This is a genomic window from Cedecea lapagei, from assembly GCF_900635955.1.
Lineage (GTDB): Bacteria > Pseudomonadota > Gammaproteobacteria > Enterobacterales > Enterobacteriaceae > Cedecea > Cedecea lapagei.
Window position 1 is genome coordinate 2323499 of sequence record NZ_LR134201.1, and the last position, 22303, is coordinate 2345801.

The following is a 22303-nucleotide window of genomic DNA, read 5'->3' on the forward strand; positions in this document are numbered from 1 at the left end:
GCACTCGCTGCGGATGCAGGAAATAGTGAATATTCTGGCAACGGGGGATCGGCAGCAGCCGGTACGCGGCGGCGATGTCTGGCTGGTCGGTGCGGGGCCTGGCGATGTTGAGCTGCTGACCCTGAAGGCGCTGCGGGCGATCCAGCAGGCGGACGTGGTGGTGTTTGATCGGCTGGTTTCCGCGCAAGTGATGGCGCTGATCCCCGATCAAGCACTGCGCATTAACGTCGGGAAATCGATGCGCGATCACACCCTCGGCCAGGATGACATTAACCAGTTGCTGGTCAACCTGGCGCAGAGCGGCAACCGCGTGGTGCGCCTGAAAGGCGGCGATCCGTTTGTATTTGGGCGCGGCGGCGAGGAAATGGCTCACTGTCAGCGGCATGGAGTGCCTTGCCATATCGTGCCCGGCATAACGGCAGCGATGGGCTGTGCGGCTGCCAGCGGTATTCCGTTAACCCATCGCGACCTGGCGCAGTCGGTGCGCTTTATTACCGGCCACGGAGCACAGGGCGAGCCGGAAATTGACTGGTTGGAGCTGGCCTCGGCGCGGCAGACGCTGGTGTTTTACATGGGTATTAGCCACAGCGAACATATCAGCCAGCGGCTGATGGCGAACGGTCTGCCTGCCGCCACGCCGGTGGCGGTGATCGAACGCGGCACCCAGCCAGAGCAGCGAGTACTGACCGCCACGCTGAATACCCTGGCACACGTCGTCGCCTGCGAACAGGTCAAAACGCCTGCGCTGATCATCGTCGGTGAGGTGGTAAAGATGTACCGCGGCGATTTCGTCCAGCGCGATACGCTGCTTCGAACCTGTACTGAAAGCCAGATTGAACGTTCGGCGCTATAGAGGGAATGAATATCTGTGGGACAGGAGCAGGCTAGAAATAACAGAATAATTTACTGCCCACAAACAAGCTCGGATCTGCCAGGATGGGATTGACCTAGACCTGTGCCAGAACGCTGGATTCTCTCATACGCCTTAATGGTGCGCATAATGTATATTATGTTAAATTTAGTATCACCCTTATAAACAGCGCATGCATCATGTCCTAATTCCTCAGCTCGGTACGCTACAGAGGCTGCTGATCGGCTGGAATGTATTGGCCTGGCTTTACCTGATTTTTATCTGGTTTCGTATGCTGCGGACTGACGTCAGCCAGATTCAGCGAATTGCCAGAATACAGGACCAAAGCGCCGCACTCGTGTTGAGCCTGGTTATCGTTGCCTGCATGGCCAGCATCGTGGCGATCATGAGTGAGCTGCCGTCGCTGCGTTCTCTGTCCGGAACTCCGCTTGTGCTGCATATAATTCTGACGACAATGACGCTGATTGTGTCATGGACATTGTTGCCGAGCGCTTTCGCGATGCACTACGCACATCAGCATTATTTGCGTCGCAGCAAAGAGATCACGCCGATGATCTTTCCAGATAAACCGAGCAATCCGGATTACTGGGATTTCCTTTATTACTCATTCACCATAGCCGTTGCTGCGCAGACGGCCGATGTGGCGACTGGTACAACGGGCATGCGCAAAATAACCCTGCTGCAGTCAGTGATCTCCTTTATCTTCAATCTGGCGATTTTGGGACTGTCCGTCAACGTAGGTGCCGGTTTGCTTAGCTGATCGGGAATCAAATTGACAGCGAGCAGGATCTCATTAAGGTGAGAGGTATTTTGTGCAGTGCTGCTGGCCACGCTTCAGGAAAACTATGAATTCAACGCTTCAGACTTTTGCAGGCAGTTTACTTCATGACCATAAAACCCTGGTCGCTTCTTACGATCTTGAGTCTTTACCGCCTGCCCTGATAAATACTTTTCAGCTACAGGCGCTGCAGCAGCCCGATATTTACAACTATGCTTTACGTCCCTTCTCTCTCGACTACCGTAAAGTTAAACGTCTCTGCGTTATCAATGGGATGGGCGTCACGCTGGGGGATTCGCTGATCGGTATTGCGGCACTGCACGCTATTAAAGTTATCAATCCCGGGCTCCACCTGACGCTACTCCGCCCTCACACCTGCCAGCCCTGGGTCGAAGAAATTTATCAGCTTGCGGGAAACATTATTGATGAGCTGCACTATATGCCTACAGAACTCGCTTTGCTGGAAGGATATGATGCGGTGATTGACGCTGGCAACCAGCTTTTCCGTGACGACTTCGCCAATCTTGAAATGCACGACTTCTTCCTGTTGCACATGGGACTCACGCCAGGGTCAGTCGCACCGGAGATCAATACCAACCGCTGGCTCCGGGACGCGATGCCGCATCAGATCAGCCCGTTTGATTCGCCCTATATTCTGTTCAATCACCGCGCCAGTACTCCACTTCGCAATATCCCTGAAGCAGTTCTCGTGGAATTTGTAGAGCGCATCTGGCAGCGCCACCGTCTTCCTGTTGCAGGATTTGGCGGGATAGATCATCCACAGTTTGTCGACTTATCTTCGCGTTCAAAAACAACTCAGGATTTTATCGCCATCATTCGGCATGCAAACAGGCTCTATACCTGTGACTCATCGGCTCTGCACGTTGCCGCCGCATTTAACGTGCCTACGGTGTGTTATTTTAACGCCATCAAACCTGCGCTGCGTGCGGCTTATTACCCGCTATGTGAAAGTGTGGATATGGGGACTAAGCGCACTGCGTTGCTGCATCAAAGCGAAGACCAGCAGTTACTTAGCGATATTAACAGCAATTATCAGCGCTATTTAGAGTCACTTTACTAAATCCCCCTCTTCCCTTAAATATCATTAAATCCCCCTGTTTTTACCCTTCTTCCTGCCCGGCCTGAAGCACGCTTCAGGCCCCATTGATCCAGCATGCATTCCCCTCGAGGCATCATATATGATATAATTTTGACCAATTCATTGATTTTAAATAAAAGTAAACAGGTTGTATCAATATGAAACAACTCTTGCTGGCGCTTTGCCTTTTAACACCATTTAAAATTTCCCTGGCCTCCGTCAGCGGAACCTTTGATGTAAGAATGACTATTCTTTCAAATCCGCTGCCGCCAAAAGTGATTAAAGTGAAACTTTCAGCGGATACGGTAATGATCGTTAATGAATGGTAGTGTTTTTGTTCATAAACGCGTCTCTCCAGCACAACTCTGCATCCAGTAAAAAGCCGCTGACGGATAAATCCACCAGCGGCTTTTTTATTGGGCTAATGCTTTCCTGAATACAGAGACGCCGGCCGATCCTTACAGCGACCAATCACCGTTTTGCAAAACAACCCGGTAATTGTCGTGGTCGATAAAGGTTGCCCCCCTTCACATCCCAGTAAGGATTAAAGGCCTCATGACGAATAAAACCGGCCTCCAGCATTCTGGCGCAGGATGCTTCCCACTCGGTAGCGTCGGGGACGTAAAGCACCAGCAGATCATCGGCGGTGGGTCCCGGAGCCAGAGAGTGATTATGGCAAACGGTGAATTCCAGGTGCCAACCCAGTGACTGACGGCCAAGCATCACGCCGCTAAAACCGTCGTGATCGCTAAAGTCTGCTATCTGCTCAAGACCCAGCCCCGCGCAGTACATTTTGCTGCTTTTTTTGAGGCAGGTCACCGGCCGGGCAATACGCATATGGTTGAAGTTCATCATTTTTTCCTGTTATGACGCTCTCACAACCTTAACGATATTCCCGGAACACAATTTTCCTTACAGTGCGGTTTCAGGTTTTAAGCCATAGCTCGGGATCGTTCTGGTTGTCCCCGTCAGGCTGTCAAAGACGATGTGCTCCATCGTAACTATCCCCATGCCGGACTGCCTCAGTACAGAAATGTCGGCTGCAACGCGCTGTAAACCAAACCAGAACAGCCCGTCCAGGGCATTTACCTGTAGCCCCGTCTCCAGAGCGATTTTTAACCTTTCCCTGGGGTTTCTGACCTGCAAAGCGATCTGCTGATAGGCCGTTGCCGGCGCCCCGCCCGGCTCCACTCTGCGTATGCGGTTGGAAAAACGATAGCGAAATGCATCCGGTACGGCGCTAAGATCTCTTTTTATGCTGTAGACTTCACCGCGCCTGTTGTCATTAATGATCACGCTCTTCTGGCTAAGCTGAAGCTCGCTACGCATTTTGTCGATCAGCTGAGGTGCCCGCAAAAGTAACAGGTGAAAAGGCAGTTCGAAGCTGGTGACGTAATCCACGTTGAGTAACGCAAGGCGCAGACGCTGTTCCGCGTCCTGAGGTTCTCTCTGGAACTCCTCCTTGACCTCCTCCCACTGTCGGCTTAGGCGAGGAGTCTCTTCAATTTCCTTGAAACTGTACTTTTCAATCTGATAATCGATGCGGTCGTTCATGAGGGCACCTTTTATAGGTTTGAATTGAGGTCAAAGCTCGCAAGTCATGTCGAAGCAGCGCAGTGATGCTCCGGCCAGTGAAGAAGGGTAAAAACTCTCTTTCACCACGCTAAAACCTTGCGCCAGATAAAAGTCACGGGCGTTAGGTGTGGAAGATAGCGTTAGCGTACTCATCCCTCGCAGTTTGGCTTCTTGCTTAATGGCGCTAATTATCTGCTTTGCCAGACCTCTTCCTGTATAAGCCGGCAAGGTAAATATCGCTTCTACCGAACCGCTTTCCACATCAAGGTAACCGGTAGCGATAGGCTCACCGTTTTCATTTTCGGCCACAAAAAAGGGATTATTGATTATCTCTCGAAGGTAGCCCGCTGGCATTTGCTCTGGCGTCCAGGCTGTCAGCACATCTCTGGAATAAACCTCACGGCAACCGAAACGAATGGCCTCGTTTCTAATTATCCACAGCGCCTCCGCTTCATCGGGTATGGCTCTATCGTCAATGGATGATCTCCGAAATGCTCCGTTACTTAAAGGAAAGTAAGTCCGATGTCTTAGCGCAATAAGGAATGTTACCCTTTGATGAAAATAGCATTTAATTAAGGTCTGCTCGATGAAAAAAATCTCTGCCGTGTCCGTTTCACTGGCGCTGCTTTTAAATGCCCCGGCGTTTGCCGCCGACGGTAAACTGCCAGCCCCAATAGAAGCGTTGGAAAAACAGGGCTTCGAAATAAAAGGGGAATTTAAAGCTCCCGGAGAGCTTCAGGGATATGCGATGCAGTACCAGGGACAAGGCACCACCGTTTACCTCACGCCGGATAAACAGCACGCCATCATGGGTAACATGGTTGACGGCGAAGGTAAAAACCTCAGCGACGCCGAAGTCGAGAAGTTAGTTTATGCGCCAATGGCGAAAGAGATGTGGCAGAGCCTGGAAAAACACCGCTGGATAGCCGCAGGGGATGCTAAAGCATCGCGCATTGTTTACGTATTTGCCGATCCGTACTGTCCTTACTGCACCCAATTCTGGGAGCAGGCCCAGCCGTGGCTGAAGTCCGGTAAGGTTCAGCTGCGCGTCCTGTTAGTCGGGATGCTGCGTCCGGACAGCGGACAAAAAGCTGCGGCGATTCTCATGTCGAAAGATCCGGCTAAAACTCTGGCCGACTTCGAGAACAGCAAAGGCAAACTTGCACTCCAAAAACCGGAAAAAATCGATCCGGTAATTGGCGAGGCGTTAAAAGATAACCTGACGCTGATGGATGATCTGGGCGGCAACGCTACACCTTCAATTTACTATCTGAATGCTGAAGGCCGTCTGCAGCAGCATCAGGGCATGCCGGATGCCGAAACGCTCAAGACCATTATGGGCGATAAATAACGCTTAAAGTTTTAACAGCGGTTTGCGCTGGCGACCGGGTTCACGAAACCGCGCCAGCGCCAGCCGCCACTCCTCAAGCTTAAAGACCTCAACTTCGGGCCGCTGAGTCTGAAGCAGCAGCGGCCACAGAGAATTGAACCAGCTCCGCCACTCCTCAACAGGCGTCACCGCCAACGCATCCCTCAAATGAAAGCGCTGCGCAGTTATATTTTTTCCTCGTGGAGAAAACCCCTTACCGCTGAGCAGGCCGTAAGAAACCATCTCCGCCCGGCTATTGAGATGATCGAGCATCAAAGTCGCTAATTCGCCCCCCACCGCGTCATAAACCCTATCAACCTGGCTGACGGCTTCTGCGATTGCCCTTTCGTCATCAATGCTCAAAGGGATCACGCCAAGATTGCGTAGCCCCGGTATATGCTGCGGTGAGCGGTAGATGCCATAAACTTCCACCGCGCCCTGGCTTTTGGCCCACTGAGCCAGCAAACCTGCGCAAGCAGATCCCGCCGCAGTAACCAGCACACGTTTTCCTGCAACTGGCCATCTTTTCAACATCAGCCAGGCAGCCAGCGGATTGATATAACCGCATGCGGCAAGCTCATCCGAAATACTGTCCGGTACGGGCACAGCCCACTGAACCGGGCAATCAACCCAGCGCTGCCAGGTCCCCTCGCCACGAAGAGGTAACACTCGTTGGCCGATCCATTCCGTAGCTTCAGCTTGCTCAACAACCCCAACCCCCTCATAGCCGGCAATGCGAGGAGGAAAAACCCGGTGTCGATAAGCGCCGGTAATGGGGATCTGATCGGAAGGATTAACCGGTGCATAGCGCATTCGCACCCTTAACGTGCCGTAAACAAAGGGTGCTAGTGGTGTATGTTCAAGCGTCAAAGCCTGTTCGGGTTCACCAAATTGTCTGAACCAGAGCGCTGTGTTTTCCATACTTAAGTGCCTGAAACTGCCATATTGTGCGAACTATAGCATGCCTGCGGTGGTTAAAAGTCGATGAATAAGTGACGGTGTCACTTTATTGATGATAAATTTCGGTAGTAGAAGGTGGTGGAACAAGGGCTTCCGTCCGGCATTAGCGCATAGTTCGGCAGATCCCCTACGCGCTGCCAGCCCATTCCCTGATAAAAAAGCTCCGCAGCGCTGCCGGTTGCAGTGTCCAGCACCAGCACTGATTTTCCCTGGGATCTGGCAACGGCTTCGAGATAGTTCATTAGCCGCTGAGCAATCCCCTTTCGCCGCGCCGTGCTATGCCCCTCTCGCTTTGATAGAGACAACGCCTCATCTCCTCGGTTAATACACCCTATTAACTGGCAGACGTAAGCGAAATTTTTGCCACCTTCGACAGCCCAATGCATCCCCGGCAAGATTTGCCGCTAAAGATTCAGACTTATCGCCAAATAATAATTAGCAACCTCAGGTTTAACCGATGTTTAAAGTGACTGCCTTATAGTCGCTGAAAGTATGATTTCCCGGAGTCGAAATGCGTAAAACACCGTGGGCGGAACGATTACTCATCACCGCCATTATGCTTACCGTGCTGGCAACCGTTAGCCTGGTTGGCGTGCTATGGCTGCGCATACCGGGATTATTACTGCTGTAACTCTAAATCTGCTTAAAAAATAGAACGTCCAATACGCTGCGAAAGTATTTCCAGCGCTGCAGTTCCCGCCAAAGAGTTACCGGAAGCATCCAGCTCCGGACACCACACGGCAATCGACATCTCATTCGGCACGTTGGCGATAATCCCGCCTCCCACGCCTGATTTCCCCGGCAGTCCTACCCGATAAGCAAATTCACCCGCGCCGTCGTACATCCCGCTGGTGATCATCAGCGCATTTATTTGCCGTGCGTGCTGGGCGGAAATAACCGGTTCATCGATACCCAATGCCCGCCCTTGATTTGCCAGGAATAAGAACGTCTTGGCTAATTCGAGGCAGCTCATTTCCAGGGAGCAATAATGGAAATAGGTTTGCAGCACCGTAATCACGTCATTTTCAAAATTGCCAAAAGACTTCATCAGCCAGGCAATGGCGGCATTTCGGGCGGAATGCTCAAATTCAGAACGGGCCACCCGCGTGTTGTAGACTAAATCCTCTGCGCCCGAAAGCTGGCGAACCACCTCGAGCATGCGCTGTTTAGGCGCGCTAAGGCGTGTTTGCAGCATGTCACAAACCACAAGCGCACCTGCATTAATAAAAGGGTTTCGCGGTTTGCCCTGCTCAATCTCGAGCTGTAAAAGAGAATTGAAGGGCTGCCCGGAAGGTTCTTTGCCTACGCGCTGCCAGATTTCGTTCTCTTCGTAGCGCCCCATCGCCAGCGTCAGGCTCAGCACTTTTGAGATCGACTGAATAGAAAAGCGCTCGGCGGCATCTCCGGCACTGTAGAAGTGACCGTCCACGGTACAGATAGCAATACCCAGCTTATTGCCGGGAACTTCTTCCAGCGCAGGAATATAGTTCGCGACTTTACCTTTTCCCAGTAAAGGACGAACCTGGTCGAGGATCTCTTCCAGTAACTGATTGTCTAATTGAACCGGCACCGTGCTCTCCTGAGCGATATATTAAGCGGCGGAAGTATATCAGAGCCACGGGCCGATAATAAAATGAACTCAGGCGATCATCCGGAAGCGAGCAACGGCTTTTTCAAGGCGCCGGGACTCATCCAGTAAACGCTTAGAAGTATTTGCCGACGTTTCTATCAGCTGTCCCGTTTGATGCACCACCTGATTAAGCGAGGTGATCCTCGTGGTAACATGATGCACGCTGGCGCTCTGGTCTACGGACGCGCTGGAGATTTCATTTAACACCCCGCTAAGGCGCGTTACCAGCGAGATAACGTTCTTCAGCTGTGTTTCAAGCTCAGACACGGCCTCACTGCCCTGCTCAATGCCCTGCAGTGAGTTATTGATTAATAACTGAATATTTTTTGTGGACTGGCTGCTTTGCTTCGCCAGCAGACCCACCTCACGGGCAACAACGGCGAAGCCGCGCCCCTGATTGCCAGCATGAGCAGCCTCAATAGCAGCATTGAGCGCCAGAATATTGGTCTGGAACGCCACATTATCGATCATCGCCACAATGCCCCGCATTTCCGATGAACGGGTAACAATGTCCTGCATAGACATATTCACCGTATGCATCATCTGGTCGCCCCCGGCGACCATTTCACGCGCTTCATCAGCCCGCTGGTTAGCCTGTATCGCGTACTGGCTGTTCTCCTGCACACGAGACTCCAGCTCGGTAATATGCAGCGTCACTTTCTCCAGCTCCTGCTCCTGTCGGGTAGACTGAGTGAACAGCTCGTTATTACCTTCGGCAAGCTGACCTATGTTGCTTAATAAAGTCGCGGACGATTCACGCACCTCCAGAACCAGTTGCTGAATGCCCTGCTGCATTTCCAGTACGCTTCCGTGAAGCTCTTTGACCTCACGATTAACCAGTTTTAGTTCCACAGGCAGGCGGGACAGGTCACCGGCGGCCAAAATATGCAGATGCTCAATAAGGCCTCGCAGCGGTCGAATAACCCAGCCCGAGACGCCCAACCAGACGGCAATCGCCACCACCAACAGAATGCCCAGCGCGATGATAAACAGCGTTTGTGCCTTACTAAGGCTATCAAGCAAAGCAGTATTGGCCTGAGCCGTTTGTTTCTCGCCTCCCGTCTGATAATGCGCATACTGATCGTTGAAATCAGCCTGGAAGGCCTGCACGGGCACCTCGAAGAACGCATCGATTGAGGCATGTTTCTGCAGGCCTTCGAGCTGCTCTTTTAGCCCGCCCGAGAAGAGCTGATAGCTGTTGGTCAGCGCCTCGCCGCCTTCGGGATGAAGATGTTGCCAGGCCACGAAATTTTGCTGTGAAGCTTTAAGTGCCGCATCAGCTTCATCCACCAGGCTGTTCCAGCTGCCAACGGAGCCTGTTTCTTTGTCCTGCATAAAGTAAACGCCAGCCCGGTTTAACAGGTCGCTGGTCATCAACAGAGAGGTTCGGGCTTTCTCCATCACCACCTGCTGCTGATGAAGCTGATTGCTTTCAAGGACGCTCTGGCGGGTGTCGTGAAGGATACTGGAAAGGGAGACGGTAGAGAGAATTTGCAGCACGGAAAAGAGGGCGATAACGGCAACCACCCCACTCAGTAACCCAAACTCGCGAGGACGTCGGGCGAAAACCCGGCCGGGAGATAAACGGCGAAAGATTTGGCTTATGCTCATGATTTTCTTCAGTAACACAACATGTCGGGAGTGTACTGAGTGAAAATGACAGAATTATTTCACTATGAAGATGAGCAAGGCCACCTTCCCGGTGGCCTTGTCGCAGGGGAAACTAGCGGCGATCTTTCCACACGGTCTGAATATTACAGAATTCATGCAGGCCAAAGTGGGAAAGCTCACGGCCAAACCCGCTCTTTTTCACTCCGCCAAACGCCACGCGCGGATCGCTGGCGCTGTAACCGTTGATAAATACGCCGCCGCACTCGAGGCGGGCTGCCATATCCAGCGCAAGCTGCTCATCGGCGGTATAAACCGTGGCAGAAAGGCCGTAATCACTGTCGTTCGCCAGCTCGAGGGCATGTTCGCTGTCGCGGGCGACGGTAATGGCGGCCACCGGGCCAAACAGCTCCTGGCGGAAAGCGGCCATTTCTGCCGTTACGTTGCCCAGCACGGTTGGGGCATAGTAGTTGCCTTCTCCGGGCAGTTTATCTCCGCCGATCAGCAGTTTTGCGCCCTGTTGAAGTGACGTTGTCACCTGATCATGCAGCTCATCACGCAGATCGTAACGCGCCATCGGCCCGATGCGGTTGGCCTCTTCTGTCGGCGTTCCCACCTGATACTGCTTCAGTTCGGCAATAAAGCGATCGGTAAATGCTTCGGCAATACCGGCTTCGACGATAAAGCGTTTTGCCGCGGCGCAAACCTGCCCGGTGTTCTGGAAGCGCCCCGCCACGGCGGCTTTTACGGCTTCATCCAGGTCGGCATCGTTGAGGACGATAAACGGATCGGAACCGCCCAACTCCAGCACGCATTTCTTCAATACCGCCCCGGCCTGAGCGCCAATCGCCGAACCTGCTCTGCCGCTGCCTGTTACGGTCACGGCGACAACGCGCGGATCGTTTATCGCCTGGCTAACCCCGTCCGGGGTAACGTTAAGCAGCTCGAACAGCGACGTCAGGAAACCCGCATCAATAAACATCTGGCGGATAATTTCGGCGCAGCCCATCACATTAGGCGCATGTTTCAGAATATAGCTGTTCCCGGCCAGCAGAATCGGCACAGCACCGCGCAGAACCTGCCACAGGGGGAAGTTCCACGGCATCACGGCCAGGATGGGGCCAAGAGGACGATACTCGATAACCGCGTTGTTATTTTCAACCTGAGTAGCTTCCGCACCTAACATCGCCGGGCCATGCTCAGCGTACCAGTCGCAGAGATTCGCTGACTTCGCGACTTCGGCACGCGCCTGTAAAATCGGCTTGCCCATTTCGGCGGTGATCATTTGCGCCATGGCTTCGCCGTGCTTGCGCACCGCAGCGCCTAAATCACGTAGTTTCTGCGCACGAGCGGTCAGCGGCGTGACTCGCCATGCGTTAAAAGCCTGATGGTTGCGCGCCAGGGCAGCATCAATCTGTTCTGGGCTCTCGAAAGGATAAACCGCAATGCGCTCACCGGTGGCGGGATTGCGTGAAATAGCGTGGGTTTGTCCGGTTACTGATTGCATGGTGGTGCCTCGACAGGTGAATGAGAAGTTAACAGTAGCCTTGAGGCGAAGAGTTTAAAAATGAATAATACTAAGCAAACCCTTCACGATTTGAGAAAGCTATGGATCTGACCCAGCTGGAAATGTTCAACGCCGTTGCCGAAACAGGCAGTATCAGCGCCGCCGCACAGCAGGTGCATCGGGTGCCCTCTAACCTGACCACCCGCATTAAGCAGCTGGAGGCCGATCTGGGCGTTGCGCTGTTTATTCGCGAGAATCAGAGGCTGAAGCTCTCTCCGTCCGGCCACAGTTTCCTGGCCTACAGCAAACGTATTCTGGCGCTGGTGGATGAAGCGCGGATGGTGGTGTCCGGCGATGAGCCTCAGGGGCCGCTTGCTCTGGGTTCGCTGGAAAGCACGGCGGCGGTACGTATTCCCGGCCTGCTGGCAACCTTTAATCAGCGCTACCCGAAGATTCACCTTTCTCTGGCTACCGGACCTTCAGGCGATCAGATTGACGGCGTACTGGAAGGCCGGCTCTCTGCCGCCTTTGTTGACGGCCCGGTGCTGCATCCCTCCCTGGAGGGGGTGGCGGTATATCGCGAAGAGATGACTATTGTGGCGCCAGCGGATCATCCCCCGATCCACAGCGGCGCAGACGTGAACGGCGCGAGTATCTACGCGTTTCGGGCTAACTGCTCCTACCGCCGCCATTTTGAGAGCTGGTTTCACGAAAGCCAGGCGATGCCGGGCAAGATCCACGAAATGGAGTCTTATCATGGGATGCTGGCCTGCGTGATTGCCGGTGCCGGTCTGGCGTTAATGCCGAAAAGTATGCTGGAGAGTATGCCGGGCAGCCATCAGGTGAGTACCTGGCCCCTGCCGGAGGAGAAGCGTTATCTGGATACCTGGCTGCTGTGGCGAAGGGATGCCAAAACCCGCCAGCTTGAAGCCTTTATATCTCTGCTGGAGTAGCCCCCGCAAACGGGGGCCAACGCCATCAGCCTTTCTTAACGGTGATGCTCCAGCTGGCGTCACCCACCTGCTGGTAATCAGAAATGCTGTGCCCTTCTTCGGCCGCCCACTGAGGAATGCTCTCTGTGGCCTGGGTGCAGTCAAAATCAATCACCAGCTCATCGCCGCTGTTCAGTTCGTCCATCGCCGCTTTTGCCTCAATCAGGGGAAACGGACATACCAGACTCACAACATCTAATTTTTTAACGGTCATTCAACTCTCCTTTCTGCTACGCCGAAGCGGCCTGTGCTCTGGCCTGGCGCTGCGGGCGTACAAATAGATACCAGGACGCAGTCCACACGCCAAGGATCATGAAAATCAGGCCAATCCAGCCCTGCCAGGTCATCACCGCAGTCATGACCAGGCCATTGCCGATGGAGCAGCCGCCTGCAATGCTGGCGCCAAAGCCCATCAGAATACCGCCGCCGAAGCTGCGGACGGACGTTTTTGCGTCAGCGGCACGAATGCGGAATTCGCGGCTGGCCTTTGCCGCAATAAACGAGCCGATGAAAATGCCGAGAACCAGGAACACGCCCCAGTTAAGGTACTTATCATCACCCGCGACCAGATACTGCATGATGTTAGCGCTTGGCGAGGTGATGCCCAGGCCGAAAATACGCCCGGTTGCCACGCTCAGTGGCCAGGCGAGGGTCGCTATCAGACCAATCAGAATGGCGGTCACAAACGGATGCCAGCGTTTTTCAAACAATAAATGTGCAAGCCCGGTTCTTTTCGGCGGCAGCGAGGCGATCTTCAGCTTCGGCTTGCGCAACTCTTTGATAACCACCCAGGCTGTCACCGCCACCAGCAGCGCAATGAAAGGCCAGACAGGTAGCCCGAAGGTGTCGGGAATGGAGTTATGTGCGGTGCTGAGCGCCTGAACCTCTTTGTTAAAGCCGGTCAGATGGCTGGAACGCATCACCGCGCTGGTGAGCATATAGGTAAACAGCGCGATCCAACTGCCGATCAGCCCTTCGCCTGCCCGGTACCAGGTACCGGTCGCGCAGCCGCCGGCCATAACGATGCCGATGCCAAAGACATAGCCGCCAAACACGGTGCCAAACCACGGGAATGCGCCAGCGTCATAGCTGAACTGGCCGCTGGCGATCATGGCGAAAACGCCAATGCTCTGAATGGAGATGGCAATGAGTAAGGCATAGAAGATGCGGTTATTTTTGGCGATATACATATCGCGGAAACCGCCGGTCAGGCAGAAACGGCCACGCTGCATCACAAATCCCAGCAGCGCGCCGCATATCAGGCCACTTAACATCATGGTAATTACGCTTCTTAATTTTTAACGAAGCGATCATTATTCCTTTCTGGCCCGTGAGAGAGCCAATAACCAAAATGTATAATATATTCCAGAGGGTAATATCCTCTAGCGCAGCAGCGCTTTGCCTATCAGATAAGTGACGGCCTTGCCGCCTATCAGCACGCGATCGCCTTTGAACTGGCAGCGCAGATCGCCGCCCCGATAAGAGACCTGCCTCGCAAGCAGATGCGTTTTATTCAGCTTATCCGCCCAGTATGGGATCAGCATACTGTGGGCTGAACCGGTCACGGGATCTTCCGGCACCGATTCGCCCGGACAAAAGAAGCGGCTGACAAAGTCATACTCGCCTTCACCCGGAGCAGTAATGCAGACCATTTTTTCCAGCGGGAACATGGCGTGGATATCCGGCTCAATAGCTTCTACCTCTGCCTGACTTTCCAGTACCACAATGTAATCACGCCCCACGCGAACCTCTTTGCAGCTGCTAATTCCAAGCGTTGCCAGCAGCGCCGACGGCGGTGCTATCTGCTGCGTTTCCCAGGCAGGGAAATCCAGCGTCAGCCATTCGCCGCTACGCGTGACGGTGAGCGGGCCGACAAAGCGCGTGCTGAAATGAATTACCGGCTCCGGGTAATCCAGATGTTCGAAGATAACGTGCGAAGCGGCAAGCGTGGCGTGGCCACAAAGATTGATTTCCCCCTGGGTGGTAAACCAGCGCAGCTCGAAGCCCTCATCCGTGGTGACGAAAAAGGCAGTTTCCGACTGGTTATGCTGCTGCGACATTTTCAGCAGCGTTTCATCGGGGAGCCATTCGCTTAGCGGGCAGACGGCGGCGGCATTGCCGCCAAAGGTGGTATCGGCAAAGGCGTCTACCATATAAAAGTCAATTGCTTGCATTATGATAACTCCTGCTTTTCATTGTTATTTTCTCTCCATCTACCATGACACACTCGCCCGCCCCTTGCTGGTTTATTTCTGCTTTACATCGCCAGAGTTGAAAATGAGATATAAATCACAAATTGGTTGTACCCTCGATTTGTTGGTTTTATGATCTGTCTATTCCTCCCTTTTATTTACCTGCCTGTTCCCTTATGACAATCACTACCGTCTCACGCAAAACGGCGTGGCTTCGGGTTGTAACTCTCGCGGTTGCCGCCTTTATTTTTAACACTACCGAGTTTGTGCCGGTGGGACTGCTGTCTGATATTGCCCAAAGTTTTGGCATGGAAACCGCGCAGGTTGGGATCATGCTGACTATTTATGCCTGGGTAGTGGCCCTGATGTCACTGCCGTTTATGCTGATGACCAGTCAGGTTGAACGCCGTCGCTTGCTGATCGGCATTTTCCTGCTGTTTATTGCCAGCCACGTGCTGTCGTTCCTCGCCTGGAACTTTACCGTGCTGGTGATTAGCCGCATCGGTATCGCTTTTGCTCATGCGATTTTCTGGTCGATCACCGCTTCTCTGGCTATTCGTATGGCGCCGGCGGGTAAAAAAGCGCAGGCGCTGAGCCTGCTCGCTACGGGCACCGCGCTGGCGATGGTACTGGGCCTGCCGCTCGGCCGCATCGTCGGCCAGTATTTCGGCTGGCGTACCACCTTTTTTGCCATCGGCGTAGTGGCTGCCGTTACGCTGTTCTGCCTGATAAAGCTGCTGCCAAAGCTGCCCAGCGAGCACTCTGGTTCACTTTCAAGCGTACCTGAACTTTTCCGCCGTCCGGCGCTGGTTAATATCTATGCGTTAATCGCCGTGGTGGTCACCGCACATTACACCGCCTATAGCTATATAGAGCCTTTCGTTCAGCAGGTCGTGGGGCTAAGCGCCAATTTTGCGACGCTGCTTTTACTGCTGTTTGGCGGCGCGGGCATCATCGGCAGCGTGCTGTTTGGCAAGTGGGGGAATAAACATGCTTCAGGGCTGGTTTCCGGGGCGATCGCCCTCCTGGCCGCCTGCCTTATCCTGCTGCTTCCTGCCGCGGGAAGCGAGCTGACCCTCGCCGGGCTTAGCCTGTTCTGGGGCATTTCTATTATGATCATTGCGCTGGGTATGCAGGTCAAAGTGCTGGCGCTTGCGCCGGATGCGACCGACGTGGCGATGTCACTGTTCTCGGGGATTTTTAACATTGGCATTGGCGCTGGTGCGCTGGTGGGCAATCAGGTCAGCCTGCATATTTCGATGTCGGATATCGGCTTTATCGGCGCCGCACCGGCGCTTGTCGCGCTGGTCTGGTCAATTCTGGTGTTTCGTCGCTGGCCGGTGGCGCTGGAAGAACAACATCAACCAACACATTAACTAAAAAGCCCTCGTAATGAGGGCTTTGCTATCGTTCTGTCTCAGTCAGGCCGGGTAAGTCTTAATAATTTCCAGCACGCCGTTGATAATAAACTGCACGCCCATACACACCAGCAGGAAGCCCATCAGGCGTGAAATTGCCTCAATGCCGCTTTTACCCACCATGCGCATAATTGCCCCTGAACTACGCAGGCTCGCCCAAAGAATCAGCCCGACGGCAAGGAAGATCAGCGGCGGCGCCACGGTTATTACCCAGGTCGGGAAATCCGACCCCGCGCGAACGGTAGAGGCAGAACTGATAATCATCGCGATGGTCCCAGGCCCTGCCGTACTCGGCATCGCCAGCGGCACAAAAGCAATGTTCGCTTCCGGCTCTTCGCTCAGCTCTTCCGACTTGGTTCTCGCCTCCGGTGACTCATGCGCCTTTTGCTGCGGGAACAGCATACGAAAACCGATAAAGGCGACAATTAATCCCCCGGCAATACGCAGGCCGGGAATTGAAATCCCGAAGGTGTTCATCACCACCTGGCCGGCATAGTACGCCACCATCATAATGACAAACACATTCACTGAAGCCATGAATGCGGTACGGTTACGCTGTCGGCTGTTCATGTCTCCGGAAAGCCCAAGGAACAGCGCCACGGTCGTCAGCGGGTTAGCCAGCGGCAGCAAGACCACCAGGCCAAGGCCTATGGCCCTGAATAAATCCATCATATTTTATCCTTTTTGTTCCTTTATAGAGCGGGCTAAGCAGGTTTGAGTATAGCAGCAAGCAGTTTACCGACGCCGGGTGAAGCGTTTTAGCTTTTCGTGGCATCGGCTGACCCCTCACGTTGACTTATACTTGCCTCAGCAATAATATCTGCCGTGACTAATCTACTTGCCTGGGCAAACATAGTGAAAAGCACCTGTGATCTGTTTAACGAAATCATTCCCCTCGGGCGATTGATCCACATGGTGAACCAGCACAAAGATCGCCTGTTAAACGACTCGCTCTCCCCGCTGGATATTACCGCTACCCAGTTTAAGGTGCTGTGCTCTATTCACTACGAAGTTTGTATCACCCCAGTCGAGCTGAAAAAAGTGCTTTCCGTTGACCTCGGTGCGCTAACCCGCATGCTGGATCGCCTGCTGTGCAAAGGCTGGATCGAGCGTTTACCGAATCCCAACGATAAGCGCGGTGTTCTTATCAAGCTGACGCCGGAAGGTATGACGCTGTGTGAAGAGTGCCGAAGCCTGGTGGGGTCAAGCCTCCACAAAGAACTCACAAAAAACCTGACGGATGATGAAGTTGAGACACTTTATCGGCTGTTAACAAAGGTATTGCCGTAAACCTGCAAAGAGGTGAAACGATGTCCAGACGCAACAATGATGCGGTTACGATTCAGAGCATTTTGGGGTGGATTGAAGAGAACCTGGAAACCCCACTCTCGCTGGAGAAGGTTTCTCAGCGTTCTGGCTACTCCAAGTGGCATTTGCAGCGGATGTTTAAGAAAGAAACCGGCCACTCGCTGGGCCAGTATATCCGCAATCGTAAGCTGACCGAAATCGCGCTCAAGCTCAAAGAGAGCAATGAACCGATTCTTTACCTGGCCGAGCGCTATGGCTTTGAGTCGCAGCAGACGCTAACCCGCACCTTTAAGAACTACTTCTCGGTGCCGCCGCACAAGTATCGGGTGACCCGTCTTGCCGGAGAAGGCAAGTATCTGCATCCGTATAATCAGTACTGTAGTTTGTGTAATTAATGCATCACCGCCTGTTTTACAGACGTAATCGAGGAAATATGAAATTCATCTCCGCAGCCACCCTTCTTCTTCTGGCTATGGCATCGACAAACGCTCTTGCGGAGCAGTCCGGCAGCTTCAACGCCACCCAGGGTAACTACGGCAACATGATCTCCTGTTCAGGCGGTCAGCTGTCGAAAGGCACGCAACAAACCGCTGCCGAAAAATCCGAGGCACTGGGTTCTCCGTACTATCACGGCAACTCACGTTCATAAGATGCAGGCTAACCCGCCCGACGCTGGGCGGGTGCCGCGAACGTCAGGAAGAGACGCTTTTCACCTGGCGACCAAAACGCAAACCAAAGACGTTGATATACAGCCCGCCCATAATCAGTACCGCTCCCAGCAGCTGCATCACCGTCAGCTTCTCCCCTAGCATCACTGCGGCGCTTGCCATGCCCACCACCGGTACCAGAAGCGAGAGCGGCGCCACGCGCCAGGTTTCATAGCGTCCAAGTAGAGTGCCCCAAATGCCGTAGCCCACGATGGTAGAGATAAATGCCAGATAGATAAGCGAAAGGATCGTGGTGATATCGATATTCACCAGGCTTTGCAGCATCGTCCCGGGCCCATCCAGCAACCAGCTTGCCGCAAAAAACGGCACTACCGGGATAAGCGCGCTCCAGACGACAAGCGACAGAATTGCCGGGCGCCGCTCGTGCTGCATGATCATCTTGTTGAAGATATTGCCAAAAGCCCAGCTCAGACCTGCCGCCAGGGTAAGCATAAAGCCGAGCAGCGCCACCTGCTGCCCCTCAAAACTGCCTTCAATCAGCACCAGTACGCCAAATACCGCGAGCGTAATCCCGGCCAGCTGTTTTGCCTGCAGGCGTTCACCAAAGAAAAAGGTACCCAGAATAATGGTGAAAAACGCCTGCGACTGGAGCACCAGGGACGCCAGCCCCGCGGGCATGCCAAATTTAATGGCGGTAAACAGAAAGGCGAACTGCCCAAAGCTGATGGTTAGCGCATAGGCCGCCAGCAGGCGGAACGGCAGCTTAGGGCGGGCAACAAACAGCAGCGCGGGAAACGCCACGAGCAAAAAGCGCAGCCCCGCCAACATCAGCGGCGGCATATTGTGTAGCCCCATCTTGATCACCACAAAATTCACGCCCCAAATCACCACAACCAGCAACGCCAGCAGTCCATCTTTACGCGTCATAACCCCGCCCCGTATTTATTATCAATTTGTAAAAAAATAGACCTTATCCGGCTAAGCAAACAGATACAGATCCCACTTTTTGCTGAGGGTACAGATGTGTTGTATCGTGCCTTCTCTATTTTTGCTCGCTATACCAGGCTGATTTTTCATGATAAATCTTTCATATATTTATCTCATGACCACTAAAACAGGCAGCCATGACCGCCCTCAGCAAACTGTTTTCAGGCAGACACCTTGCAACAACTGTGTTACTTATTTCTTCGCTGCTGCTGACCATTGGCCGGGGGCTTACCCTGCCGTTTATGACCATCTACCTTTCGCGCGAGTACCACATGGCGCTGAAGGATATCGGCATGGCCATTACCGTCGCGCTGGTAACCGGCGTGGTTTTCAGCCTGTGGTTCGGCATCCTCGCGGATAAATTTGACAAGAAAAAGGCCATGCTGTTGGCCATCGTTATCTTCCTCGGCGGTTTTGCGGTTATTCCTCTGGTGCATCATGCCGGGCTGGTCGTACTGTTCTATTCCATCATCAACTGCTCTTACACGGTGTTTTCCGTGGTGGTTAAGGCGTGGTTTTCCGACTCGCTGGACGCTGGCCTGCGGCCGAAAATCTTCTCCCTCAACTATACCTTCGTTAACGTCGGCTGGACCGTCGGCCCGCCGGTCGGCACTTTTGTGGTGATGTACAGCACCAACCTGCCTTTTTGGCTATCAGCCATGACGGCCCTGCTGCCGATCCTGATGATTGGCCGCTATGTAAAAAGTCAGCCAGTAAACGCCAGCAGCCTTTCTGATATGGAAGACAAGGTTCTGCCCTCGCCACGAATCATGCTGCGCGACAAACAGCTGATGTGGTTCACCGCCTCGGCATTTTTAGGTTCGATGGTTTACGGCGCTTTCGCGGGCTGCCTGTCGCAGTATGCGATTGTTATCGGCGATACAGGTCTGGCGGAAAAGGTCGTCAGCGTCGTGCTGTCAATAAACGCCATTGTGGTCGTCGCTTTCCAATATTTCATGGGGAAAAAACATTCGCCCCGATAACATCAAAAAAATGATGTTCTACGGCACGCTCTTTTTCGTCTGCGGCCTCGGCGGCTTTATGATGTCAGGCACTAACCTGTGGCTTTGGGGGATCTCTTCGGTGGTGTTTACCCTCGGCGAGCTTATTTATGCGCCAGGGGAATATCTGTTGATCGACAACATCGCTCCGTCCGGGCTTAAATCAAGCTATTTTGCCGCCCAGCAACTGGGCTGGCTCGGCGGTGCCTGTAACCCGCTGGTCACGGGACTGCTGCTCAGCTGGCTGCCGCCTTATATGCTGTTTGTGGTGCTGATGGGGACGATATTACTGGCTTACTACGCCATCGTAATCGGCATGAATACGCCGCCCCGCCAGCCCATAACGGCCTGACGAGGCGCTGGTCATTACACGGCTTTATCGTACTTGATGAAGCCCGACTTCTGCGCCACTTTGTCATACAAGGTTTGCGCCGTAGCGTTGGTCTCATGGGTATGCCAGTAAAGGCGTGAACTGCTGTTCGCTTCTGCGTGCTGGCGTAGGGCTTCAATCAGCGCCCGGCCCACGCCTTTACCTCTTGCGTGCGGAGCCGCATACAAATCCTCGAGGTAGCAATAGTGAGTTGCTGACCAGGTGCTGCGGTGGTACAGGAAATGGGTGAATCCCAGCATGTTCCCCTGCTCATCAAAGGCCCCGAATCCCCAGATCTGCTCTTTCTCTTCCAGCATGCGTTGCCAGGTTAGATTAGTGACGTTGTCACTTAGTTGCGTATCATAAAAGGTCAGATAACCCTGCCAGAGCACCTGCCACTGCTCGCGATCGCTTGCCGTTAACAGACGGACGTTTAGCGAATGATCGGACGCTCTCTTTTGACGGCTTAGCGCATCACGAAGCGCCGCCAGCCCCTGCTTTTGCCTGCCGTTGGTCAAATTTTCCGGAGAAAGCCAGTGTTCAAAAGCGAGCTTCACCTGCGGCCATTCCCCGTCGGTGATGGAAAACCAGGCCGTATCGCGTGTTCGCCCTTTATAAATCAACACCTGGCGGAAAAGACCTTCAAAGCGAAAACCTAAACGCAATGCCGCGCGGCGGGAAGGCTCGTTAAGGCTGTCGCACTTCCACTCGTAGCGGCGGTAGCCCAGCGCCTCAAAAGCATATTTCATCAGTAAAAAATGGGCCTCCGTGGCCTGCACGGTACGCTGCAGCAGCGGCGAGAACAGCACAAAGCCGACCTCGACACTGCCGTTTGCCGGGTCAATACGCATAAGCGAGAGCGTGCCGAGCGCTTTTCCACTCGCGTTATCCACGACGGCAAAATGAAAAGGATCCTCACTTTGTTCTGCGCCGGCAATATAGCCGATGAAATCGGCTTCATTGTCGAACGGCCCAACGCTCAGATAAGTCCAGCCGCGTGAATCTTCTGCCTTGCTCCACGCCTGCCAAAGCTGGGCCCCATGCTGAAGCGCACTCAGCGGTTCAAGGCGGCAAAATTGTCCGCTTAAGGTGACGCGATCCGGCAGCGGGCGGCGCTGCCAGTCTGGAAGTGAGTGGCCAATCGGCTGCTGGAAACGGTTAAAGGTAAATGACATGCTAACCTCTGGAATTCGATAGTGAATATCCAAAACTATAGGCTCACAGAGGTTCAGCCGACAGAGCCACAATTACTAAATTTTTGTGGGCCACTTATATAGTCACCAGCCCCCTGACGCCCTCCCGCTCCATTGCGCCACCGTCTCCGCGCTGAACGATCTCGCCGCGCGACATTACCAGATACCGATCGGCAAGCTCCGCTGCAAAGTCGTAGAACTGCTCCACCAGCAGGATAGCCATATCGCCTCGCCCGGCGAGATGGCGAATGACCTGACCAATCTCCTTGATGATCGACGGCTGTATTCCTTCCGTTGGCTCATCCAGAATCAGCAGCTGCGGTTTACAGGCCAACGCACGGCCAATCGCCAGCTGCTGCTGCTGCCCGCCAGAGAGATCGCCGCCGCGCCTGAGCCTCATCTCTTGGAGAATCGGAAACAGCCGGTAAATCTCTTCCGGCACGGCCTTTGCCTCACGGCCGGAAAAGCGCGATAGTCCCATAAGCAAGTTTTCTTCCACGGTCAGCCGTGGAAAAATTTCCCGCCCCTGAGGAACATAGGCAATCCCCGCCTGAACACGCTGGTGCGGCCTGCGCTGGGTTATCGTTTGCCCCTGCCAGCTGATGCTTCCGCCCTTCACCGGGATAAGCCCCATCAGGCATTTCAGCAGCGTGGTTTTCCCCACGCCATTCCGTCCGAGCAGGCAGGTGACCTCTCCCACACGTACGTCAAAGCTCACGCCTCGCAGAATATGGCTACCGCCGTAGTACTGGTTCAGTTCGTTCACCTGCAACATTT

At 53.8% G+C, this 22303-nt stretch carries 23 protein-coding genes and 3 pseudogenes; 11 read left to right on the forward strand and 15 right to left on the reverse strand.

The features are described 5' to 3' along the window. Positions 1 to 13 precede the first annotated feature (13 nt). The 4 genes from cobA to EL098_RS23200 all read left to right on the forward strand — a co-directional run bounded on the left by cobA (position 14) and on the right by EL098_RS23200 (position 3077). Entirely contained in the window at positions 14 to 853 is an 840-nt protein-coding gene (cobA, locus tag EL098_RS11265) for a uroporphyrinogen-III C-methyltransferase (RefSeq protein ID WP_408609127.1), read from the forward strand. A 190-nt stretch (positions 854 to 1043) separates the two neighbouring features. Further along, the gene (locus tag EL098_RS11270) at positions 1044 to 1631 is read left to right on the forward strand and encodes a DUF1345 domain-containing protein (protein ID WP_232012404.1); all 588 of its coding nucleotides are present in this window, start codon (positions 1044 to 1046) and stop codon (positions 1629 to 1631) included. Positions 1632 to 1716: 85 nt separating this feature from the next. After that, complete coding sequence (locus tag EL098_RS11275; protein WP_126356298.1) at positions 1717 to 2730, forward strand: glycosyltransferase family 9 protein; 1014 nt, start codon at positions 1717 to 1719, stop codon at positions 2728 to 2730. A gap of 176 nt (positions 2731 to 2906) precedes the next feature. Beyond that, on the forward strand, positions 2907 to 3077 hold the full coding sequence (locus tag EL098_RS23200) for a hypothetical protein (RefSeq protein WP_164716827.1): 171 nt from the start codon (positions 2907 to 2909) through the stop codon (positions 3075 to 3077). Positions 3078 to 3206: 129 nt separating this feature from the next. Here the strand turns inward: EL098_RS23200 and EL098_RS11280 are convergent. The 3 genes and pseudogenes from EL098_RS11280 to EL098_RS11290 all read right to left on the reverse strand — a co-directional run bounded on the left by EL098_RS11280 (position 3207) and on the right by EL098_RS11290 (position 4800). Beyond that, positions 3207 to 3600, reverse strand: a pseudogene (locus EL098_RS11280) (VOC family protein). A gap of 60 nt (positions 3601 to 3660) precedes the next feature. After that, positions 3661 to 4302, reverse strand: coding sequence for an ECs1377 family protein (locus EL098_RS11285; protein WP_126356299.1), 642 nt, complete (start codon positions 4300 to 4302; stop codon positions 3661 to 3663). A gap of 30 nt (positions 4303 to 4332) precedes the next feature. Beyond that, positions 4333 to 4800: a GNAT family N-acetyltransferase gene (locus EL098_RS11290; protein ID WP_126356300.1), complete on the reverse strand. Its 468-nt coding sequence runs from the start codon at positions 4798 to 4800 to the stop codon at positions 4333 to 4335. Positions 4801 to 4927: 127 nt separating this feature from the next. Between EL098_RS11290 and dsbG the strand changes: the two genes are divergently transcribed. After that, positions 4928 to 5674, forward strand: coding sequence for a thiol:disulfide interchange protein DsbG (gene dsbG, locus EL098_RS11295; RefSeq protein ID WP_408609128.1), 747 nt, complete (start codon positions 4928 to 4930; stop codon positions 5672 to 5674). Between the two features lie 3 nt (positions 5675 to 5677). Here dsbG and EL098_RS11300 read toward each other — a convergent pair whose 3' ends face one another. From EL098_RS11300 to EL098_RS11320, 5 genes and pseudogenes are all read right to left on the reverse strand, one after another. Further along, positions 5678 to 6613, reverse strand: coding sequence for a zinc-dependent alcohol dehydrogenase family protein (locus EL098_RS11300; RefSeq protein WP_126356302.1), 936 nt, complete (start codon positions 6611 to 6613; stop codon positions 5678 to 5680). 80 nt (positions 6614 to 6693) lie between these two features. Continuing rightward, positions 6694 to 6933, reverse strand: a pseudogene (locus EL098_RS11305) (GNAT family N-acetyltransferase); the annotation flags it as partial. A 362-nt stretch (positions 6934 to 7295) separates the two neighbouring features. After that, positions 7296 to 8222 carry a glutaminase B gene (gene glsB / locus EL098_RS11310; protein ID WP_126356303.1) on the reverse strand — a complete coding sequence of 309 codons (927 nt, stop codon included), beginning with the start codon at positions 8220 to 8222 and terminating at the stop codon, positions 7296 to 7298. 69 nt (positions 8223 to 8291) lie between these two features. Further along, positions 8292 to 9893, reverse strand: a complete 1602-nt coding sequence (locus tag EL098_RS11315; protein WP_126356304.1) for a methyl-accepting chemotaxis protein — start codon at positions 9891 to 9893, stop codon at positions 8292 to 8294. A gap of 112 nt (positions 9894 to 10005) precedes the next feature. Beyond that, positions 10006 to 11397, reverse strand: a complete 1392-nt coding sequence (locus tag EL098_RS11320; RefSeq protein ID WP_126356305.1) for an aldehyde dehydrogenase family protein — start codon at positions 11395 to 11397, stop codon at positions 10006 to 10008. Between the two features lie 101 nt (positions 11398 to 11498). On the opposite strand from EL098_RS11320, the gene ptrR reads away from it, so the two are divergent. Beyond that, positions 11499 to 12350 carry a putrescine utilization regulator PtrR gene (ptrR, locus tag EL098_RS11325; RefSeq protein WP_126356306.1) on the forward strand — a complete coding sequence of 284 codons (852 nt, stop codon included), beginning with the start codon at positions 11499 to 11501 and terminating at the stop codon, positions 12348 to 12350. Positions 12351 to 12375: 25 nt separating this feature from the next. Here the strand turns inward: ptrR and tsuB are convergent, their stop codons facing one another. The 3 genes from tsuB to EL098_RS11340 form a co-directional block, all read right to left on the reverse strand. Continuing rightward, complete coding sequence (tsuB, locus tag EL098_RS11330) at positions 12376 to 12603, reverse strand: thiosulfate utilization sulfurtransferase TsuB/YeeD (RefSeq protein WP_126356307.1); 228 nt, start codon at positions 12601 to 12603, stop codon at positions 12376 to 12378. Positions 12604 to 12619: 16 nt separating this feature from the next. Then, complete coding sequence (gene tsuA, locus EL098_RS11335; protein ID WP_164716842.1) at positions 12620 to 13666, reverse strand: thiosulfate utilization transporter TsuA/YeeE; 1047 nt, start codon at positions 13664 to 13666, stop codon at positions 12620 to 12622. A 105-nt stretch (positions 13667 to 13771) separates the two neighbouring features. Continuing rightward, entirely contained in the window at positions 13772 to 14563 is a 792-nt protein-coding gene (locus EL098_RS11340; protein WP_126356308.1) for a PhzF family phenazine biosynthesis protein, read from the reverse strand. A 194-nt stretch (positions 14564 to 14757) separates the two neighbouring features. On the opposite strand from EL098_RS11340, the gene EL098_RS11345 reads away from it, so the two are divergent. Beyond that, positions 14758 to 15957 (forward strand): sugar transporter, encoded by a 1200-nt coding sequence (locus EL098_RS11345; RefSeq protein ID WP_126356309.1) that lies wholly within the window; start codon positions 14758 to 14760, stop codon positions 15955 to 15957. Between the two features lie 45 nt (positions 15958 to 16002). On the opposite strand, the gene EL098_RS11350 is transcribed toward EL098_RS11345, so the two are convergent. After that, positions 16003 to 16671 carry a MarC family NAAT transporter gene (locus EL098_RS11350; protein WP_126356310.1) on the reverse strand — a complete coding sequence of 223 codons (669 nt, stop codon included), beginning with the start codon at positions 16669 to 16671 and terminating at the stop codon, positions 16003 to 16005. 183 nt (positions 16672 to 16854) lie between these two features. Between EL098_RS11350 and marR the strand changes: the two genes are divergently transcribed. Genes marR through EL098_RS11365 form a run of 3 tightly spaced genes read left to right on the forward strand, consistent with a single transcriptional unit; the run spans position 16855 to position 17956 of the window. After that, complete coding sequence (gene marR / locus EL098_RS11355) at positions 16855 to 17289, forward strand: multiple antibiotic resistance transcriptional regulator MarR (RefSeq protein WP_126356311.1); 435 nt, start codon at positions 16855 to 16857, stop codon at positions 17287 to 17289. A 20-nt stretch (positions 17290 to 17309) separates the two neighbouring features. Beyond that, positions 17310 to 17702 carry an MDR efflux pump AcrAB transcriptional activator MarA gene (gene marA, locus EL098_RS11360; protein WP_045782508.1) on the forward strand — a complete coding sequence of 131 codons (393 nt, stop codon included), beginning with the start codon at positions 17310 to 17312 and terminating at the stop codon, positions 17700 to 17702. 38 nt (positions 17703 to 17740) lie between these two features. Then, a complete protein-coding gene (locus EL098_RS11365; RefSeq protein ID WP_126356312.1) occupies positions 17741 to 17956 on the forward strand; it encodes a multiple antibiotic resistance regulatory protein MarB in 216 nt (71 codons plus the stop codon). 43 nt (positions 17957 to 17999) lie between these two features. Here EL098_RS11365 and eamA read toward each other — a convergent pair whose 3' ends face one another. Next, positions 18000 to 18902 carry an O-acetylserine/cysteine exporter gene (eamA, locus tag EL098_RS11370; protein ID WP_126356313.1) on the reverse strand — a complete coding sequence of 301 codons (903 nt, stop codon included), beginning with the start codon at positions 18900 to 18902 and terminating at the stop codon, positions 18000 to 18002. 197 nt (positions 18903 to 19099) lie between these two features. Here eamA and EL098_RS11375 point away from each other — a divergent pair. Next, a pseudogene (locus tag EL098_RS11375) lies at positions 19100 to 20315 on the forward strand (MFS transporter). Between the two features lie 14 nt (positions 20316 to 20329). Here the strand turns inward: EL098_RS11375 and EL098_RS23720 are convergent. Beyond that, positions 20330 to 21508, reverse strand: a complete 1179-nt coding sequence (locus tag EL098_RS23720) for a GNAT family N-acetyltransferase (RefSeq protein ID WP_126356314.1) — start codon at positions 21506 to 21508, stop codon at positions 20330 to 20332. Positions 21509 to 21602: 94 nt separating this feature from the next. Next, entirely contained in the window at positions 21603 to 22301 is a 699-nt protein-coding gene (urtE, locus tag EL098_RS11385; RefSeq protein ID WP_126356315.1) for an urea ABC transporter ATP-binding subunit UrtE, read from the reverse strand. Positions 22302 to 22303 lie beyond the last annotated feature (2 nt).

Bases quoted from the DNA above. Each gene is read 5' to 3' on its own strand.
- EL098_RS11315 (WP_126356304.1), bottom strand. From the start codon at position 9,893: ATGAGCATAAGCCAAATCTTTCGCCGTTTATCTCCCGGCCGGGTTTTC.
- ptrR (WP_126356306.1), top strand. From the start codon at position 11,499: ATGGATCTGACCCAGCTGGAAATGTTCAACGCCGTTGCCGAAACAGGC.
- EL098_RS11275 (WP_126356298.1), top strand. From the start codon at position 1,717: ATGAATTCAACGCTTCAGACTTTTGCAGGCAGTTTACTTCATGACCAT.
- EL098_RS11285 (WP_126356299.1), bottom strand. From the start codon at position 4,302: ATGAACGACCGCATCGATTATCAGATTGAAAAGTACAGTTTCAAGGAA.
- EL098_RS11345 (WP_126356309.1), top strand. From the start codon at position 14,758: ATGACAATCACTACCGTCTCACGCAAAACGGCGTGGCTTCGGGTTGTA.
- EL098_RS11320 (WP_126356305.1), bottom strand. From the start codon at position 11,397: ATGCAATCAGTAACCGGACAAACCCACGCTATTTCACGCAATCCCGCC.
- urtE (WP_126356315.1), bottom strand. From the start codon at position 22,301: ATGTTGCAGGTGAACGAACTGAACCAGTACTACGGCGGTAGCCATATT.
- EL098_RS23200 (WP_164716827.1), top strand. From the start codon at position 2,907: ATGAAACAACTCTTGCTGGCGCTTTGCCTTTTAACACCATTTAAAATT.
- tsuB (WP_126356307.1), bottom strand. From the start codon at position 12,603: ATGACCGTTAAAAAATTAGATGTTGTGAGTCTGGTATGTCCGTTTCCC.
- EL098_RS11365 (WP_126356312.1), top strand. From the start codon at position 17,741: ATGAAATTCATCTCCGCAGCCACCCTTCTTCTTCTGGCTATGGCATCG.
- EL098_RS11340 (WP_126356308.1), bottom strand. From the start codon at position 14,563: ATGCAAGCAATTGACTTTTATATGGTAGACGCCTTTGCCGATACCACC.
- tsuA (WP_164716842.1), bottom strand. From the start codon at position 13,666: ATGATGTTAAGTGGCCTGATATGCGGCGCGCTGCTGGGATTTGTGATG.
- EL098_RS11350 (WP_126356310.1), bottom strand. From the start codon at position 16,671: ATGATGGATTTATTCAGGGCCATAGGCCTTGGCCTGGTGGTCTTGCTG.
- EL098_RS11270 (WP_232012404.1), top strand. From the start codon at position 1,044: ATGCATCATGTCCTAATTCCTCAGCTCGGTACGCTACAGAGGCTGCTG.
- marA (WP_045782508.1), top strand. From the start codon at position 17,310: ATGTCCAGACGCAACAATGATGCGGTTACGATTCAGAGCATTTTGGGG.
- EL098_RS23720 (WP_126356314.1), bottom strand. From the start codon at position 21,508: ATGTCATTTACCTTTAACCGTTTCCAGCAGCCGATTGGCCACTCACTT.
- cobA (WP_408609127.1), top strand. From the start codon at position 14: ATGCAGGAAATAGTGAATATTCTGGCAACGGGGGATCGGCAGCAGCCG.
- EL098_RS11300 (WP_126356302.1), bottom strand. From the start codon at position 6,613: ATGGAAAACACAGCGCTCTGGTTCAGACAATTTGGTGAACCCGAACAG.
- eamA (WP_126356313.1), bottom strand. From the start codon at position 18,902: ATGACGCGTAAAGATGGACTGCTGGCGTTGCTGGTTGTGGTGATTTGG.